Source organism: Streptomyces sp. NPDC028308, assembly GCF_055565855.1.
Genome location: NZ_JBVHTO010000012.1, coordinates 139,571 through 156,155, shown reverse-complemented (window position 1 = coordinate 156,155; position 16,585 = coordinate 139,571). Strand labels below are relative to the sequence as shown.

Below are 16,585 nucleotides of genomic sequence, written 5' to 3'. Positions count from 1 at the left end.
GCCGCTCCGTAGCGGCCGACCCACAGGGAGACATCCGTGAAGACCCTCGTGGACCCCACGCCGGCGACGCCGCGGACGGCACGGCCCGAGCGCCGGGTCCGCGTCGCGTCCGTACCGGCCGGGCACGTGTACGTGGCGCACCTCCTGTCACCCGACGGGAACGGTGTGGTGGACCTGCTGGCCGATCCGCGCCCCAACGGTGCCCCCAGCACCTCCCAGCGCTGGTGGCCGCCCGTCATGCTCGACCCGGGCTGGGTCGAGGCGCACCACGGGGACTTCGACGTCTACCACCTGCACTTCGGCTTCGACGCGCAGTCGCCGGACGAGCTGCGGGCGCTGGTGGCGGCGCTGCGCCGGCACGGCAAGCCGTTCGTGCAGACGGTGCACGACCTGCGCAACCCGCACCAGCCCGACCCGCGCCCGCACCGGGCCGCGCTCGACGTGCTGATCCCGGCGGCCGACCGGCTGATCACGCTCACCCAGGGCGCGGCCGACCAGATCGAACGGCACTGGGGGCGCACGGCCCGGGTGCTCCCCCACCCGCACGTGGTGGAGGAGCCGGAGCTGTCGGCGCCGCGCCCCTCGCACCCCGGCTTCGTGATCGGCGTGCACGCCAAGAGCATCCGCCCGAACATGCGCCCGCTGCCGGTGATCCGCGCCCTCGCCGACCTGGTGGCGGACCTGCCCGGGGCGAGACTGCGGGTCGACATCCACAAGGAGACCGCCGACCCCGGCGCCCACGCCTACGCGCCCGAGACCCTGACCGCCCTGCGTTCCCTGGCCGACGCCGGCCGCGTCGACCTGCACGTCCACGACTACTTCGACGACGCCGAGCTGTGGCGCTATCTGCGCTCCCTGGACCTGTCGGTCCTGCCGTACGCGTTCGGCACGCACTCGGGGTGGCTGGAGGCCTGCCACGACCTGGGGACGGCCGTCGCGGTCTCCGACCGCGGCCACTACGCCGAGCAGCGCCCCTGCCACACGTACCGCATGACCGACGAGGGGCCCGACCCCGTCTCGCTGCGCGCCGCCGTCGAGGCCGCCTACCGGGGGCGTCCCGCGCCCCGGGCCGACCCCGCCGCCCGCGGGGCGGAACGGCGTGCCGTGGCCGCCGCGCACCGGGCGCTCTACGAGGACCTGCTGCGATGAGCGCCCGCCTCAAGATCGCGCTCATCGCGTCCGCGCGCCATCCCATCCGCGAGCCGTTCGCCGGCGGTCTGGAGGCCCACACATGGTCGCTGGCCCGGGAACTCGGCGAACGCGGGCACCATGTCACCCTCTTCGCCGGAGCGGGCTCCGATCCGGCCCTCGGCGTCCACGAACTGCCGGTCCACCGTGCCGTGTTCAGCGACGCGGCGCGGGCGGACCTGTCCATGACGGACCCCTCGTCGCTCGCCGAGCACCACGCCTACCTGCGGCTGATGGTCGACCTGTGCCAGGACGGCGGCTCGCCCTACGACGTCATCCACAACAACAGCCTCCACTATCTGCCGGTGGCCATGGCGCCGGCCCTGCGCACGCCGGTGGTGACCACGCTGCACACCCCGCCCACGCCGTGGCTGGAGTCGGCCGTCCAGACGAGCCCCGGGTACCGCGGGAACTTCACGGCGGTGAGCGGCCACACGGCACGGGCCTGGGCGCCGCTCATCCCCTCCGCGCGCGTGATCCACAACGGCGTCGACACCCGGCACTGGCGTCCGGGCCCCGGCGGCACGGACCTGGTCTGGTTCGGGCGGCTCGTGCCCGAGAAGGGCCCGCACCTGGCGATCGAGGCGGCGCGCGAGGCCGGACTGCCGCTGCGGTTGGCCGGCCCGACACCGGACCGCGCCTACTTCGACCGCCGGATCGCCCCCCGGCTGGGCGACGGCGTCTCCTACGAGGGGCACCTCACCCGGGACGAGCTGATCGCCCTGGTCGGCCGTGCCGGGGCGGCCCTGGCCACGCCCTGCTGGGACGAGCCGTACGGACTGGTGGTGGCGGAGGCCCTGGCCTGCGGCACCCCGGTGTGCGGCTTCGACCGGGGCGCGCTGCGGGAGATCCTCACCCCCGAGTGCGGCCGGCTCGTCCCCTGGCCGGACACGTCGGCGCTGGCCGAGGCGATCGGGGAGACGCTGACGCTCGACCGGGCGGCCTGCCGGGAGCGCGCCGTACGGCACTGCTCGCTGGAGGCCATGACCGACCGGTACGAGCTGCTGTACGAGGAGCTGATGGCGGCATGATCGGCTACTACGTCCACCACCAGGGGCGCGGTCATCTGCACCGGGCCGGCTGCGTCGCCCGGCACACCGCGCAGCCGGTGACCGGACTGTCCAGCCTGCCCCGCCCGGCGGACTGGCGGGGGCCCTGGGTGCGGCTGCCCCTCGACACCGGCGGCACCCCGCGTGACGTCGAGGCGGGCGGCCGGCTGCACTGGGCGCCCGTGGGCCACGACGGCTACCGGAACCGGATGGGCATGGTCGCCGAGTGGATCACGCGCGAGCGGCCCTCGCTGCTGGTCAGCGACGTGTCCGTGGAGATCGCCGGGCTCGGCAGGCTGATGGGCGTGCCCGTCGTCGTCGCCGCGATGCGCGGCGAGCGCCTGGACCCCGCCCACGTCCTCGCGTACGACCTCGCCCTCGGACTGCTCGCCCCCTGGCCCGCCGCCCTGCCGGAACCGGGCTGGCCCGAGCACTGGTACGCCAAGACCCTGCACGCCGGGGCCTTCTCCCGCCACGACGACCGGCCGCGGCTCACCGGAGCGCCCCGCTCCGACGGACGGCGCCGGGTGCTGGTGATGCTGGGCGCCGGGGGCGACGACGTCGACGAGGCCCGGCTGGCGGAGGCCCGGCGCTCGGCACCGGACTGGGAGTGGACCGTCCTCGGCGGGAGCGCCGGCTGGTCCGCGGACCCATGGCCGCTGCTCTGCGCCGCGGACGTCGTCGTCACCCACGCCGGCCAGAACACCCTGGCCGAGTGCGCGGCGGCGCGCCGGCCGGCCGTCGTGATCCCGCAGGACCGGCCCTTCGGCGAGCAGCGGGCCACCGGCCGCGCGCTGGCCGAGGGCGGTGTCGCGTTGGTCCGGCCGGACTGGCCCGCCGGTCCGCTGTGGCCCGGGGTCCTGTCCGAGGCGGTCCGGCTCGGCGGCGCCGGCTGGGCCCGCTGGTCCCACGGCGACGGCGCCCGGCGCGCCGCCTCGTTCCTGGACCGCCTGGCCGGTCCGGCCCTGGAGGAGGCGTCGTGCGTCGCGTAGCCGTGATCACCCCGGTGTCCGGGCGGCACGAGCACCTGCTGCTCCAGCAGCGGGCGCTGGCCGTCGGCAGCCGTCGCCCGGACCACTACGTCGTGGTGACCATGGACGACCCGGTCGCGGGAGAGCTGGTGGCCCGCCGGGAACCCCCCGGGGACGCCGTCGCCGTGGAGCGGCGCCCGGACGCGCCCGGACTGCCGCTCGCCGCGGCCCGCAACGCCGGGGCCCGGCGGGCACTGGAGCGAGGCGCCGACTGTCTCGTCTTCCTCGACGTGGACTGCGTGCCCGGCCCGGAGACGATCGCCCGCTACGCCGAACTCGCCCGCGACGACGGCATCCTGTGCGGCACGGTCAGCTACCTGCCCCCGCCGCCGCCCGGCGGCTACCGGCTCGACGACCTGCCCGCCATGGCCGAGCCGCACCCCGCCCGGCCCGTACCCGGCCCGGGCGAGATCGTCCCCGAGGCGGACCCGGCCCTCTTCTGGTCGCTGTCCTTCGCCACGACGGCGACGGCCTGGGAGCGCATCGGCGGCTTCTGCGAGGAGTACACCGGGTACGGCGGCGAGGACACGGACTTCGCGCTGCTGGCCGCGGAGGCGGGCGTCGGCGTCGCGTGGCTCGGCGGCGCCCCGGCCTACCACCAGCATCACGCCGTGAGCCGTCCGCCCGTCGAACACCTGGACGACATCCTGCGCAACGGCGCCCTGTTCAACCGGCGATGGGGCCACTGGCCGATGCGGGGATGGCTGGAGGACTTCGCCCGGCTGGGTCTCGTCCGGCACGACCCGCGCAGCGACGGCTGGGTCAGGACGGCGGCCGCGCCACGGCGGGCGGACCCGGCGGGCATGCCCTGAGCCCGTACCCGGTCCGGTGGGGTCCGGGGGCCGGGGGAGGCCGCCGTGTCGAAACGGGCGAGCCGGGTACCGGAACGGGTACCCAAGTGTCCAAACCGGTCTCGGGACACGGAAACGGAGCAGCAATGACGCAGAACGCGGACGACGCCGCTCTCGACCAGCGGCAGATCTCTCCTGAACTGCGACTGGCGGCGGTACGCCCCAAGGAGGCCGGCCGGCTGCTCGACCCGCACGAGCTGGATCTGCCCCGCGACCGCAATCAGGCGATCCTGGAGGCGGCCAAGCAGGTCGGCGCGATCCTGAAGCGGAACGAATACGAGTTCGCCCTGGCCGGCAGCGTCGCCGTGTACGCGCACGGCGGCACCGGGAACCTCCAGCACGACGCGGACTTCTGCATCAAACCCGAGGACGCGGGGCCGGTCGCGGACACCCTGCGCGCGTCCGGTCTCGAGGTGTTCGCGCCCCCGGAGGACTGGCTGCTGAAGGCCAAGTGCCTCGGGCAGGACATCGACCTGATCTTCGAACTGGCGCACCAGCCGGTGGACAGCGACCTGCTGCACCGGGCGGACACCCTGTCCGTCGACTCGGTGCAGATGCCGGTCCTGGCACCGACCGACCTGATGCGGAGTCTGCTGTCCGCCTTCTCCGAGCACCACTGCGACTTCGGCGCGGTGCTGCCCATCGCGCGGGCGCTGCGCGAGAAGGTCGACTGGGGGCAGGTGCGCGAGACCTGCGGGAACGCGCCGATGCCGGACGCGTTCCTCTACCTGCTGGAACGCCTGGAAGTCATCGCACCGCAGAAGGATGGACGATGAGCGAGCACACAGCGGACCACGCGAGCCGGGACCCGGCCGCCCCGGGCGGCGCCGGGCAGAACGTCGAGTACCGGGTGGCGCACCTGCGCGACCGGCTGGCGGCCGACGACCTGGGGGAACTGGGCGTCCGGGCCGAGGTGCGGTCCGGGGCGGTCATGCTCACGGGCACCGTCCCCTCCTCGCACTGCCGGGACGAGATCCTGCGGATCGCACAGGACGAGCTGGCGGGTCTGACGGTGCACTGCGACATCGTGGTGGCCGAGACCAACGCCCCCGACCACACGGAGGAACTGGCATGATCCGGGTCGCAGCCGTCGGGGACATCCACATGGGGCACGACAGTCGGGGCCTGCTCCGGCCGGCTTTCGACACCCTGCCCGAATGCGCGGACATCCTGCTGCTGGCGGGTGACCTCACCCGGCACGGCACGCCCGAGGAGGCGCGCGTGGTGGCCGACGAGGTCCGGGGGCTCGGCGTGCCCGTGGTGGCCGTCCTGGGCAACCACGACCACCACGACGAACGGCCGGAGGAGGTCACCGCGATCCTCAAGGACGCGGGTGTCGAGGTGCTGGAGGGCGAAGCGAGCGTCGTGGAGACCGGCTCCGGGCGCGTCGGTGTCGCCGGCACCAAGGGGTTCGGCGGCGGCTTCGTCGGCCGCAACGCCGGGGAGTTCGGCGAGCCGCTGATGAAGGAGTTCGTCCGCTACAGCCGGCGCTGCGCGGACGGTCTGCGGACCTCGCTGGAGTCACTGGCCCGGGAGGACTGCGACGTGCGGATCGCGCTGACGCACTTCTCCCCCGTGCCGGACACGCTGGCGGGCGAGCCGCTGGAGATCTACCCCTTCCTCGGCAGCTACCTCCTCGCCGAGGCCGTCGACACGGCCGGCGCGGACCTCGCCGTGCACGGGCACGCGCACGCGGGCACCGAGCACGGGATGACCAGCGGCGGGGTCCGGGTGCGCAACGTGGCGCAGCCGGTCATCCGGCGCGCCTTCAGCGTGTACGAGCTCCACGCCCACCGCCGGGCCGGGGAGGGTGTCCCGACCGGGACGTCCGTCTGAGCCCCGGCTCCCGCGCGTACCACCGCGTCCGCCGCCGGGCCCTCTGTCACGAGGGTCCCGGCGGCGGACGCTGTCGTGCCGGGCGCGGTTCAGCCGCGTACGGCCGGTGCCGGGGCCGCCGCGGTGCCCGCCGGGGCGCCGGCCCGGGGCGTGCCGGTGACGCGGCGGGCGCGCTGGACCGGGACGAGCAGCGCGGCGAGGGCCGCGCCGAGGCAGAGCAGGGCGAGCAGGGCGAACGCGTGGGTGTAGCCGGAGGCGTAGGGCAGGCCGGAGGGCTGGAGCCGGCCGGTCACCAGCACGCTGGTGACCGCCGCGCCGATCGATCCGCCGATGGTCCTGATGTTGGCGTTCATGCCGGTCGCGGCACCGGTCTGGGCGGCCGGGACGCTGCCGACGATGAGGTTGGCCATCGAGGCGAAGGCCAGTCCGATGCCGAGGCCGAACACGCCCGCGGCGAACGCGGCCTGCCACGGCCGGTCGTGCCACAGGGCGAGGAAGGCGCAGGCGACCGCACCGAGCGCGGCCCCGGCGACCAGCAGTTTCTTGGCGCCGAGCACGGGCTCCAGGCGTCCGCTGAGCACGCCGGAGCAGAACATGGCGACCAGCATCGGCAGCATGAGCAGTCCGGCCGTGGTGACGCTCGCGCCGAAGCCGTATCCCGCGGAGCGCGGGGTCTGCACGAAGGCGGGCAGGAAGGACCAGATCGCGTACATGCCCGCGCCGAAGAGAAGGGCGGCGGTGTTGGTGGTCCACACGGCGGGCAGCCGCATGACGCGCAGGTCGATCAGCGGGCTGCGCGAGCGGGCCTCGGCGAGGAGCCACAGGGCGAAGAGGACGACGGCGGCGGCGAAGAGGGCGACGACGCGGGCCGATCCCCAGCCCCAGCGGGTCGCCTGGCTGAGCGGCAGCAGCAGCGCCACCAGCCATCCGGACAGCAGGACCGCGCCGAGCCAGTTGACGCGCCCCTCGGCCCGGCCGGGCGACTCCGGGACGTAGCGCAGGGCGATCAGGGTGGTGAGCGCGACGACGCCGACGGGGAGCCAGAACAGCCAGCGGTAGTCGAGCGCGGTCACGATGGGGCCGGCGGCCACGATGCCCACGCCGCCGCCCGCGGCGATCACGGCGGACAGGTTGCTGATGGCGGGGCTCACCTCGGCGGCGGCGAACTCGTCCCGGATGATGCCGAAGGACAGCGGGAACAGCGCGCCGCCGATGCCCTGGACGACGCGGGCGACGATCAGGACACCGATGGTCGGGGCGAGCGCGGCCAGCAGACAGCCGGCGGTGACGGTCACCAGGACGGCGACGAGGGTGCGTTTCCTGCCGACGAGGTCGCCGACGCGGCCGAGGATCGGGGTGAAGACCGAGGCGGACAGCAGATAGGCCGTCATCACCCAGGTCGCGGTGGACTGCGAGGTGTGCAGGGCGTGCTGGACGGTCGGCAGGGCCGGCGCGATCAGCGACTGGAGCATGGAGAAGACGCCCGCACCGGTCGCGAGGACCGCGAAGGTGAGGCGGGTGGACTTGCGGGGCATGGAGGAGCCTCTCCGAACAGGGTGCGGCCGGAAGAAGGCCGGCCGCGGTCGTACGGACCGGACGGGCTGCGGGCAGCCCGGGGAGCGGCGCCGGGGACCGCGCGGGGCGGTTGTACGGGGCGCCGGGGTCGGGGGTGCAGGGGTACGGCCACGTCGGTGCGGGCCGTCGAGGGATGTGCGGCCACGGGTGCGGTCGCGAGGGAGGCGTGGAGGGGGCGGGGCGCTCGGTACGCGGCTGTCGACGGGCCGTCGTACGAGCGGGGCCGGCGGTGCGTACGGCCGTACGCAGCGTCGGAGAACCGCCCCGACTGTTAAAGTGGAGGTACGCCTCCACTGTAGCGGAGGCACCCCTCCGCTTCAACCACCTTCCCGGCTTGGAGGCAGCAGTGACGGCTCAGCGGTTCCCGGTCGGCGAGATCGTCGCGTCGCAGCGCCCGCACCGCAAGGACGCGGCCCGCAACTACGACGCCCTGCTGGCCGCCGCCCGCGAGGCGTTCGCCGAGAACGGCGCGGAGGCCTCGCTGGAGGACATCGCCCGCCGCGCGGGCGTGGGCATCGGCACGCTGTACCGGAACTTCCCGACCCGCCGCCACCTCTTCGAGAGCGTCTACGCCGACGAGGTGAACGAGCTGTGCCGCACGGCACTGGACGTCGCCGCGCTGGAGCCGTGGCAGGCGCTGGCGGCCTGGCTGCGCCGGTTCGTGGACTACACCGTGACCAAGCGCGCCGTCCGCGAGGCCCTCAGCAGCGAGTCGGACGTCTCCCTCGCCTGCCGCGACTCGATGTACCAGGCGGGCGGCCCGCTCTTCACGCGCGCCCAGCAGGCCGGCGAGGCGCGCGCGGACATCGACTTCGACGACCTGCTGCGGATGGTCGCCGGGATCACCGCGACGAACTTCCTCGACGACGCCCAGCGCGACCGCGTGCTCGCCGTCGCCCTCGACGGCGTCCGCACCCACCACTGACCCGCCCGCCGGCGCGGCCCCGAGGGGCCGGCGGGACCGGCACGCGAGCACCGGAGCCGCCGGTGGCCGACCGCACCCGGGCGCCCCCGGTCACCGGAACGGCCGCACACCGACCGGCAGTTGCGCGACCCGCGCCGGACGCCGGTGGCCCGGCCGGACCATCCGCTCCACGAGTGCCGGCCCCGCACCGCGTGCGCGGCCCCGCGATCAGCCCGTTGACAACTTTCCGTTGCCGCTCATGTACGTTGCGTATATGAGTGCCCCAACTACACCGCCTGCCCCCGGTCCTGGCGCCGCCGCGGTCCTGACCGGCGTGGGCTCCTGGCTCCCGCCCCGCCGGGTCACGAACGAGGAGCTGTGCACGCGGCTGGACAGCAGCGACCAGTGGATCCGGGAGCGGATCGGCATCCACGAGCGCCGTCGGGCGGACGAGGCCGTGTCCACCGGCGACATGTCGGTGGAGGCCGGGCGCCGGGCGATGCGCTCGGCCGGGGTGGACACCGTCGACGCCGTGGTCCTCGCCACCACCACCCCCGACCACCACTGCCCCGCCACCGCGCCTGCCGTGGCGCACCGGCTCGGTCTGTCCGGCGCGGTCGCCTTCGACATCACCGCGGGCTGTGCCGGGTTCGTGCACGCCGCGGCCGTCGCCGCCGGGCTGATCGCGGCCGGCAGCGCCCGCCGGGTCCTCGTCGTGGGCGCCGAGACGATGTCCGCCATCATCGACCCCGACGACCGCGCGACGGCCCCCCTCTTCGGCGACGGGGCGGGAGCCGTGGTCCTGGAGGCCGGCACCCCCGGCGGCGACGGCACCCTCGGCCCGTTCGCCTGGGGCAGCGACGGTTCGCTCGGCGACGCCATCGAGATCCCGGCCGGCGGCGCCCGCGAGCGGCACCGGCGTCACTCCGCTCCCCCGGCCGACTTCTTCGTTCACATGCGCGGGAACGAGGTCTTCCGGCACGCCGTGCGCCGGATGACCCAGGCGGCCCGGGACGCGGTCGCGGCGGCCGGCTGGACCCTCGACGAGGTGGACCGGCTCGTCGTCCACCAGGCCAACGGGCGCATCGGCGCCTGCGTCGCCGACGCGCTCGGCATCCCCGCCGAGCGCACCCCGTCCAACATCGACCGGGTCGGCAACACCGCGGCCGCGTCGGTGCCCCTGCTGCTCGCCCACGCCGCGGACGAGGGCCGGCTGAAGCCGGGGCACCGCGTGCTGGTGGTCGCCTTCGGCAGCGGTCTGGCCTGGGCCGCCACGACGCTGGTCTGGCCCCCGGGGATCACCGCGGAGCTGTGAGACCCGTCCGCTCGGTACACAAGGAGACGCACACGTTGCTGGAAGAACTCAAGGGAATCCTGACCACCCAGGCGGGCCTGCCCGCCGGCCCGATCACCCCGGACGCGACGCTGGCCCGCGCGGGCATCGACTCCATGGCGGTGACCGTGCTGTCCATGCATCTGGAGGACCGGATGGGACTGGTGATCCCGGAGAAGGAACTCGCCGGGGTCCCCACGGTCAGCGCCCTGGCGGACCTCATCGCCGGGCGGGCCGCGGAGACCTCGTGATGTCCCCCACCACCACCGCCCCCTGGACCGCACCGCCCTGGATCCCTCCGGAACACACGCGCGAAGAGGTCGTACGGCTGAACTGGCGCGGTCTGCGCTACACCTGCCGCGTCGTCACCTCCGACGCGGCCCCGGTCACCGAGCCCCTGGTGCTGCTCGGCGGCGCGCTGCAGGACATGTACGCCTGGCCCCGGCTGGAGCGCAGGCTCACCGGGCACACCTCGCTGGTGCTGGTCGACCTGCCCGGCACCGGCACCGCGGACGACCTGCCCGCCGAGGAGGGCTTCGACGTCCTCGCCGACGCCGCCCTGCACCTCGCGGACCGCCTCGGCCACGACCGCGTCAACCTCCTCGGCGCCTCCTACGGCGCACCGATCGCCTACCGCGCGGCGCTGCGCCGGCCCGACCGCGTGGCCCGGCTCGTGCTGGTCGGCGCGGCCCGCGGGATGAACCCCCGGCTGCGGGCGCTGTGCGAGGACATGCGGGGTGTCGGCGCCGTCCTCGGCCGGGAGGACGCCGACGCGGAGGCCGCGGTGGAACGAGCCGTCGCGGGGCTGCTCAACACGGCCCGCGCCGACCGGGTGGCGCAGGCGCCGGCCGTGGCCCGGCTGCTGCGGCGGCAGTTCGCGGGGATCACCCCGGCCGAGGCGCGGCGTCACGCCGTCTGCCACGAGCGGCTGGTCGCGGCGGACCCCATCCCGAGCGAGCGCATCGACTCCGTCCCGGCACTGGTGTTCACCGGCGAGCACGACCACACCAGTACGCCCGAGGAGAACCGTGCCGTGGCGGCCTCGATCACCGGGTCGACCTTCCTCCTCGTACGGGACGCCGACCACATGGTGCATCTCGAACGGGAGGCGGAGTACGCGGATCTGCTGCTCCGTTTCCTGACGGACCGTCCCCTCGACGGCCTGCCCTACGGCACGGCGCCGGAGCACCCGGGAGCGCCGGACCCCGCGGACTGACGCGCCCGCTCCCCCCGTCCCGATCCCCCTCCGCACACCTTCCCCGGACGCCGGAAGACTGTATTCTGTATACGACCTCAGTCCGGCGAGCCCCTGCGCGGAGGAACCATGGAAGATCTGAGTCCCGAGGTGGTGCTGGGCATGGCGGCCCACGCACCCGACGGCATAGTGATCATCGACCATGAAGGACTGATCCGGTACTGGAACCGGGGCGCAGAGCGCATCTTCGGGTTCCCGGCGGCCGACGTCGCGGGCCGCAGCCTGGACGTCATCATCCCCGAGCGGCACCGGCAGCGGCACTGGGACGGCTTCCACACGGCCATGGCCGAGGGCGCCACCAAGTACGGGGAGAGCGACCTGCTGTCGGTGCCCGCCGTGGACGCGGACGGCAAGACCCTCTCCATCGAGTTCAGCGTGGTGCTGCTGGCCGATCCCGGCGGCGGCCCCGGCCACGTGGGGGCGGTCGTCCGGGATGTGACCGCGCGGCGGGCCCGCGAGCGGGAGGCGATGCGCCGGCGCCAGGAGCGGGCGGCGGACAGCACCCCGGTCTGACGGCGCGCACGACTCGGCCGGCGCACTCCTCACGGGAGGCGCCGGCCGAGTCGTGTGCGCACGCCGATGCCCCGCGCACGGCACGCGCGCGGGGCATCGGAGCGGTACGGGTCAGGCGACGACCCTGCCGGCGTGCAGCTTGCGGATGTCGTCCGCGTCGTAGCCGAGGTCCGCCAGCACCTCGTCCGTGTGCTCGCCCAGCAGCGGCGCCCCGAGGATCTCGGGCTTGAAGTCCGAGAACTTGATCGGGCTGCCCACCGTCAGGTAGGTGCCGCGCTCCTTCTGCTCGACCTCGACGATCGTGCCGCTCTTGCGCATGTCGGGGTCCTCGGCGAGTTCCTTCATGCTGAGCACAGGGGCGCAGGGCACCTCGAACGTGCGCAGGATGTCCACCGCCTCGTACTTGGTCTTGTCGGCCAGCCACTTCTCGATCTCGCCGAAGATGTCCATGATGTGCGGCTGGCGCGCCAGGGCGGTGCTGTACTCCGGGTCCTCGGCCCACTCGGGCCTGCCGATGGCCTCGCAGGTGCGCGCCCAGTTCTGCTCCTGGACGGTGAAGTAGATGTAGGCGTTGGGGTCGGTCTCCCAGCCCTTGCACTTCAGGATCCAGCCCGGCTGCCCGCCGCCGCCCGCGTTGCCGCCGCGCGGCACCGCGTCGCCGAACTCGCCGTTCGGGTACTGCGGGTACTCCTCCAGGTAGCCGACCTTCTCCAGGCGCTGCTGGTCGCGCAGCTTGACCCGGGTCAGGTTGAGGACGGCGTCCTGCATGGACACGGAGACCTTCTGGCCGAGGCCGGTCGCCTCGCGCTGGATGATCGCGGTCAGCAGCCCGATCATCAGGTGCATACCGCTGTTGCTGTCGCCGAGGGCCGAGCCGCTGATGGTGGGCGGACCGTCCCAGAAGCCGGTGGTGGACGCGGCGCCGCCGGCGGCCTGGGCGACGTTCTCGTAGACCTTGAGGTCGTTCCACTTGGAGTCGTCGTTGAAGCCCTTGACGGAGCCGAAGATGAGCCGCGGGTTCAGCTCGTGGAGGCGGTCCCAGCCGAGCCCCATGCGGTCCATGGCACCCGGCGCGAAGTTCTCCACCAGGATGTCCGCCTCGCGGATCAGCTTCTCCATGACCTCCTTGCCCTCGGGGGACTTGGTGTTGATGGCCAGCGAGCGCTTGTTGCTGTTCAGCATGGTGAAGTAGAGGGCGTCCAGGTCGGGGATGTCACGCAGCTGACGGCGCGTCACGTCGCCGCCGTCGATGCGCTCGACCTTGATGACGTCGGCGCCGAACCAGGCGAGCATCTGGGTGCATGCGGGACCGGCCTGGACCCCGGTGAAGTCGATCACCTTGATTCCGGCGAGCGGCTTTTCACTCATCGTGGCTTCCTTCTCGTGGAGGTCTCGTGCGAGGGCGTGCGGTGCGGGAAGGGCTGCGAGGGTCCGGGGCGCTCACTTCTTCGGCGGCGTGATGTTGCCGACGGTGATGCCCTTCGGGTTGAGGTGCGAGATGTGCCCGCTCTCGGTGCCGGCCGAGGGGTCGATGACACAGTCGATGAGGGCGGGGCCGCCCGAGGCCAGCGCCTCGGTGAGGGCCGCGGTGACCTCGGCGGGCGTGGTGGCGCGGTAGCCCTTGCCGCCGAACGCCTCGATCATCAGGTCGTGGCGTGCCGCGGCCATCAGGGTCGTGGGAGAGGGGGCGTCACCGAGGGGGTTCACGTCGTCGCCGCGGTAGACGCCGCCGTTGTTCATGACGACCGTCACGACGGGGAGTCCGTAGCGGCAGACGGTCTCCAGCTCCATGCCGCTGAAGCCGAGGGCGCTGTCGCCCTCCACGGCCACGACCGGCGCGCCGCTCTCGACGGCGGCGGCGATCGCATAGCCCATGCCGATGCCCATGACGCCCCAGGTGCCGCTGTCGAGGCGGTGCCGCGGTACGTGCATGTCGATCACGTTGCGCGCGATGTCCAGCGCGTTGGCGCCCTCGTTGACGAGGTAGGTCTCAGGGCGCTCGCGGAGGACGTCGCGGACCGCCTTCAGCGCGCCCATGAACTGCATCGGGCTGGGGTCGGCCGCCAGGCGCTTCGCCATCTTGGCGACGTTCTGCGCCGAGCGGGCCGCCAGCTCCTCCCGCCAGGCCGCCGGGGCCGCGATCCGGCCGGGCTTGGTGCGTTCGGCGAGCGCGTCGAAGACCGACTCGATGTCGCCGACGAGCGGGGCGGCGATGGGCTGGTTGCTGTCCATCTCCCGGGGCTCGATGTCCACCTGGATGAACCGGGCGTCCGGGTTCCACTGCGGTGCCTCGCCGTGACCGAGCAGCCAGTTGAGGCGGGCGCCGACGAGCATCACGACGTCGGCCTTCTTCAGCGCCAGCGAGCGGGCGGTGGCCGCCGACTGCGGGTGGTCGTCGGGCAGCAGCCCCTTGGCCATCGACATCGGTACGTAGGGCACGCCCGTGGACTCGACGAACTCGCGGATCCGCTCGTCCGCCCTGGCGTACGCGGCGCCCTTGCCGAGCACCACCAGCGGCCGCTCGGCGCCGGCGAGCAGCTCGATCGCGCGGTCCACCGCCTCGGGCGCGGGCAGCTGGCGGGGCGCGGGGTCGACGAGCCGGCTCAGCGTCCTCGCGCCCTCCCGCGCGTCCATGACCGAGCCGAGCACCGCGGCCGGGATGTCCAGGTAGACGCCGCCGGGGCGGCCCGATATCGCGGTGCGCAGCGCACGGGCGATCCCGCGGCCGATGTCCTCCACGCGGCTGATCCGGTACGCGGCCTTGACGAACGGCTGCGCGGCGGCGAGCTGGTCCATCTCCTCGTAGTCGCCCTGCCTGAGGTCCACTAGGTGCCGTTCGCTGGAGCCCGAGATCTGCACCATCGGGAAGCAGTTGGTGGTGGCGTTGGCCAGCGCGACGAGGCCGTTGAGGAAGCCCGGCGCGGACACCGTCAGGGCCACCCCGGGCTTCTTGGTGAGGAAGCCGGCGGCCGCCGCCGCGTGTCCCGCGTTGCTCTCGTGGCGGAAGCCGAGGTAGCGGATGCCCTGGGCCTGGGCGAGGCGGGCCAGGTCGGTGATCGGGATGCCGACCACCCCGTAGACGGTGTCGACGTCGTTCATCTTGAGCGCGTCGACGACCAGGTGGTACCCGTCGGTGAGCTCGGTCGGAACGTCGGCTGCTGCCGCGGTCTCCATGGACGAGGGGGCGGTCATGATCGGAGGTCCTCCTTGGGCAGGTCCTGCCGGTGCGGCTACTGCTCTCACCTTCGGCAGCGCGCGCGTCCGCGTCCAAGACCCATCGGCGACCAGCCGATAAACAGCGTCTATCGACGGCAGGTGGCGCGCCGCCGCCAGGCCCCGCAACTCCCTTGATAGACGGCCGCTATCGGCCGTTCGCCAGTGGGTATTGGACGCGCGCCGCGCACCGCCGCAGGCTCGCAGAGGACTGCTTCACCGAGCGCGGGGAGATGGGGTCATGGCCGTTCCGGCAGCGGCTTTCGAGCGCGGCGCCGACCGGTACCGGCCGCCCTCCGTCACCGGGCTCACCGACCTCCTAGACCGGCATGTGCGCGAGCGTCCGCACGCCGGGGCGCTGATCGTCACCGGGGAGCGGGTGCGGCTGTCGTACCGGACCCTGGACGCGCTCGCCGACGAGGTGGCGGCGCGGCTCGGCGGCACGCGGCTGCGGCGCGGCGACGCGGTCGGCCTGGTCTGCGCCGACACGGCGGAGTTCGTCGTCGCGCTGCTGGGCGCGGCGCGGGCCGGTCTCGTGGCCGCGCCGGTCGACCCCGCGCTGCCCGGACCGCGGCTGTCGGCCCGTCTGGAGGCCATGGGCGCGCGGGCCGCCCTGGTGGGACCGCCCGCGTCGGGCGCGCCGGCGGTGGCGCGGGCCGGTGTCCCGGTCTGGCCGCTGCGGGTGGACGTCGCCCCGGGCGGGGCGGCCACGGTCGCGCTCGACACCGGCGCGCGCCCGCTGCCCCACGCCGGGGGCGCGGCGCACGAGCTGACGGACGGGGACGCCCTGGTCCTGTTCACCGCGGGCACCACCGACCGGGCCAGGATGGTCCCGCTGACCCACGCGAACGTGGCGGCGTCGGTGCGCAACATCTGCGAGGCCTACGCGCTGGGGCCCGCCGACGCGACGGTCGCGGTGATGCCGTTCTTCCACGGGCACGGGCTGTTCGCCGCGCTCGTGTCGTCGCTGGCCGCCGGGGGCTGCGTGCTGCTGCCGGAGCGGGGCCGGTTCTCGGCCCGGACGTTCTGGGACGACGTACGGGCGGCGGGCGCCACCTGGTTCACCGCGGTCCCGACGGTCCACGAGATCCTCCTGGACCGGTCGGCGGACGGGTTCCCGGTCCCGCAGGCGCCGCCCATGCGGTTCGTCCGCAGTTGCAGCGCGCCCCTGAACGCCGCGACGCAGCGGGCGCTGGAGCGAACGCTCGGGGTGCCGCTGCTGTCCGCGTACGGGATGACGGAGTCCACGCACCAGGCGACGAGCGAATCCCTGCCCCAGCACGGGTCGTTGCGGCAGGGCACGGTGGGCCGGCCGACCGGCGTGGACGTCCGGGTCGTCGCCCCCGACGGGCGGACCCGGCGGGCCGGCACGGAGGGTGAGGTGTGGGTGCGGGGACCGACCGTCGCCCGCGGCTATCTCGGCGACCCGGCGGAGACCGCGCGGTGCTTCACCGACGGCTGGTTCCACACGGGCGACCTGGGGCTGCTGGACGAGGACGGCTGCCTGACCCTGACCGGGCGCATCAAGAACCTCATCGTGCGCGGGGGCGAGAAGATCTCCCCCGAGTACGTGGAGGACGTCCTCGCCGGATGCCCGGGGGTCGTGGAGGCGGCGGTGTTCGCGGTGCCCGACGCCAGGTACGGGCAGCGGGTGGGCGCCGCCGTGGTCGTACGCGAGGGCGAGTGCCTGGAGTCCGCGCACATCCTGGAGTACGCGCGCGGCCGGCTGGCGTCCTTCGAGGTGCCCGAGCGGCTGCACGTCGTCGCCACGCTGCCGCACACCGCCAAGGGCGCCCTGGACCGGGGCGCGGTGGCGGCCCGGTACGCGGGGTGAGCC

Annotated in this window: 16 protein-coding genes; 13 read left to right on the top strand and 3 right to left on the bottom strand. The window is 74.2% G+C overall.

What is annotated here, in order from left to right; genetic code table 11:
* Positions 1-36: 36 nt before the first annotated feature.
* The 7 genes from ACZ4VA_RS27760 (at position 37) to ACZ4VA_RS27730 (ending at position 5,955) form a co-directional block, all read left to right on the top strand.
* Positions 37-1,149, top strand: a complete 1,113-nt coding sequence (locus tag ACZ4VA_RS27760; RefSeq protein WP_468082860.1) for a glycosyltransferase — start codon at positions 37-39, stop codon at positions 1,147-1,149.
* On the top strand, positions 1,146-2,219 hold the full coding sequence (locus ACZ4VA_RS27755; protein WP_468082858.1) for a glycosyltransferase family 4 protein: 1,074 nt from the start codon (positions 1,146-1,148) through the stop codon (positions 2,217-2,219). Before ACZ4VA_RS27760 ends, ACZ4VA_RS27755 begins: the two co-directional genes overlap by 4 nt.
* Positions 2,216-3,229: a glycosyltransferase gene (locus tag ACZ4VA_RS27750; RefSeq protein WP_468082856.1), complete on the top strand. Its 1,014-nt coding sequence runs from the start codon at positions 2,216-2,218 to the stop codon at positions 3,227-3,229. Before ACZ4VA_RS27755 ends, ACZ4VA_RS27750 begins: the two co-directional genes overlap by 4 nt.
* Positions 3,217-4,080, top strand: coding sequence for a glycosyltransferase family 2 protein (locus tag ACZ4VA_RS27745; RefSeq protein ID WP_356237893.1), 864 nt, complete (start codon positions 3,217-3,219; stop codon positions 4,078-4,080). Before ACZ4VA_RS27750 ends, ACZ4VA_RS27745 begins: the two co-directional genes overlap by 13 nt.
* 125 nt (positions 4,081-4,205) lie before the next feature.
* On the top strand, positions 4,206-4,895 hold the full coding sequence (locus ACZ4VA_RS27740; RefSeq protein ID WP_356237892.1) for a hypothetical protein: 690 nt from the start codon (positions 4,206-4,208) through the stop codon (positions 4,893-4,895).
* Entirely contained in the window at positions 4,892-5,194 is a 303-nt protein-coding gene (locus ACZ4VA_RS27735; RefSeq protein ID WP_356171519.1) for a BON domain-containing protein, read from the top strand. The genes ACZ4VA_RS27740 and ACZ4VA_RS27735 overlap by 4 nt, the downstream gene beginning before the upstream one ends.
* Positions 5,191-5,955 (top strand): metallophosphoesterase family protein, encoded by a 765-nt coding sequence (locus tag ACZ4VA_RS27730; RefSeq protein ID WP_356171517.1) that lies wholly within the window; start codon positions 5,191-5,193, stop codon positions 5,953-5,955. Before ACZ4VA_RS27735 ends, ACZ4VA_RS27730 begins: the two co-directional genes overlap by 4 nt.
* 89 nt (positions 5,956-6,044) lie before the next feature.
* Here ACZ4VA_RS27730 and ACZ4VA_RS27725 read toward each other — a convergent pair whose 3' ends face one another.
* On the bottom strand, positions 6,045-7,490 hold the full coding sequence (locus ACZ4VA_RS27725) for an MFS transporter (protein ID WP_356237891.1): 1,446 nt from the start codon (positions 7,488-7,490) through the stop codon (positions 6,045-6,047).
* A gap of 386 nt (positions 7,491-7,876) precedes the next feature.
* Between ACZ4VA_RS27725 and ACZ4VA_RS27720 the strand changes: the two genes are divergently transcribed.
* From ACZ4VA_RS27720 to ACZ4VA_RS27700, 5 genes are all read left to right on the top strand, one after another.
* A complete protein-coding gene (locus ACZ4VA_RS27720) occupies positions 7,877-8,455 on the top strand; it encodes a TetR/AcrR family transcriptional regulator (RefSeq protein WP_356171511.1) in 579 nt (192 codons plus the stop codon).
* Positions 8,456-8,708: 253 nt separating this feature from the next.
* Positions 8,709-9,749, top strand: coding sequence for a beta-ketoacyl-ACP synthase III (locus ACZ4VA_RS27715; protein ID WP_468082853.1), 1,041 nt, complete (start codon positions 8,709-8,711; stop codon positions 9,747-9,749).
* Between the two features lie 35 nt (positions 9,750-9,784).
* Positions 9,785-10,018, top strand: coding sequence for an acyl carrier protein (locus ACZ4VA_RS27710; RefSeq protein WP_355794346.1), 234 nt, complete (start codon positions 9,785-9,787; stop codon positions 10,016-10,018).
* Positions 10,018-10,983: an alpha/beta fold hydrolase gene (locus ACZ4VA_RS27705; RefSeq protein ID WP_468082851.1), complete on the top strand. Its 966-nt coding sequence runs from the start codon at positions 10,018-10,020 to the stop codon at positions 10,981-10,983. Before ACZ4VA_RS27710 ends, ACZ4VA_RS27705 begins: the two co-directional genes overlap by 1 nt.
* A gap of 108 nt (positions 10,984-11,091) precedes the next feature.
* Positions 11,092-11,535, top strand: a complete 444-nt coding sequence (locus tag ACZ4VA_RS27700; RefSeq protein ID WP_356171502.1) for a PAS domain-containing protein — start codon at positions 11,092-11,094, stop codon at positions 11,533-11,535.
* 111 nt (positions 11,536-11,646) lie between these two features.
* Here the strand turns inward: ACZ4VA_RS27700 and frc are convergent, their stop codons facing one another.
* Together frc and oxc are read right to left on the bottom strand one after the other, a co-directional pair.
* Complete coding sequence (frc, locus tag ACZ4VA_RS27695) at positions 11,647-12,903, bottom strand: formyl-CoA transferase (RefSeq protein ID WP_356171500.1); 1,257 nt, start codon at positions 12,901-12,903, stop codon at positions 11,647-11,649.
* A gap of 72 nt (positions 12,904-12,975) precedes the next feature.
* Positions 12,976-14,727: an oxalyl-CoA decarboxylase gene (gene oxc / locus ACZ4VA_RS27690; RefSeq protein ID WP_356171497.1), complete on the bottom strand. Its 1,752-nt coding sequence runs from the start codon at positions 14,725-14,727 to the stop codon at positions 12,976-12,978.
* A 262-nt stretch (positions 14,728-14,989) separates the two neighbouring features.
* Here oxc and ACZ4VA_RS27685 point away from each other — a divergent pair, with 262 nt between their 5' ends.
* Positions 14,990-16,582 carry a FadD7 family fatty acid--CoA ligase gene (locus ACZ4VA_RS27685; protein WP_468082848.1) on the top strand — a complete coding sequence of 531 codons (1,593 nt, stop codon included), beginning with the start codon at positions 14,990-14,992 and terminating at the stop codon, positions 16,580-16,582.
* Positions 16,583-16,585 lie beyond the last annotated feature (3 nt).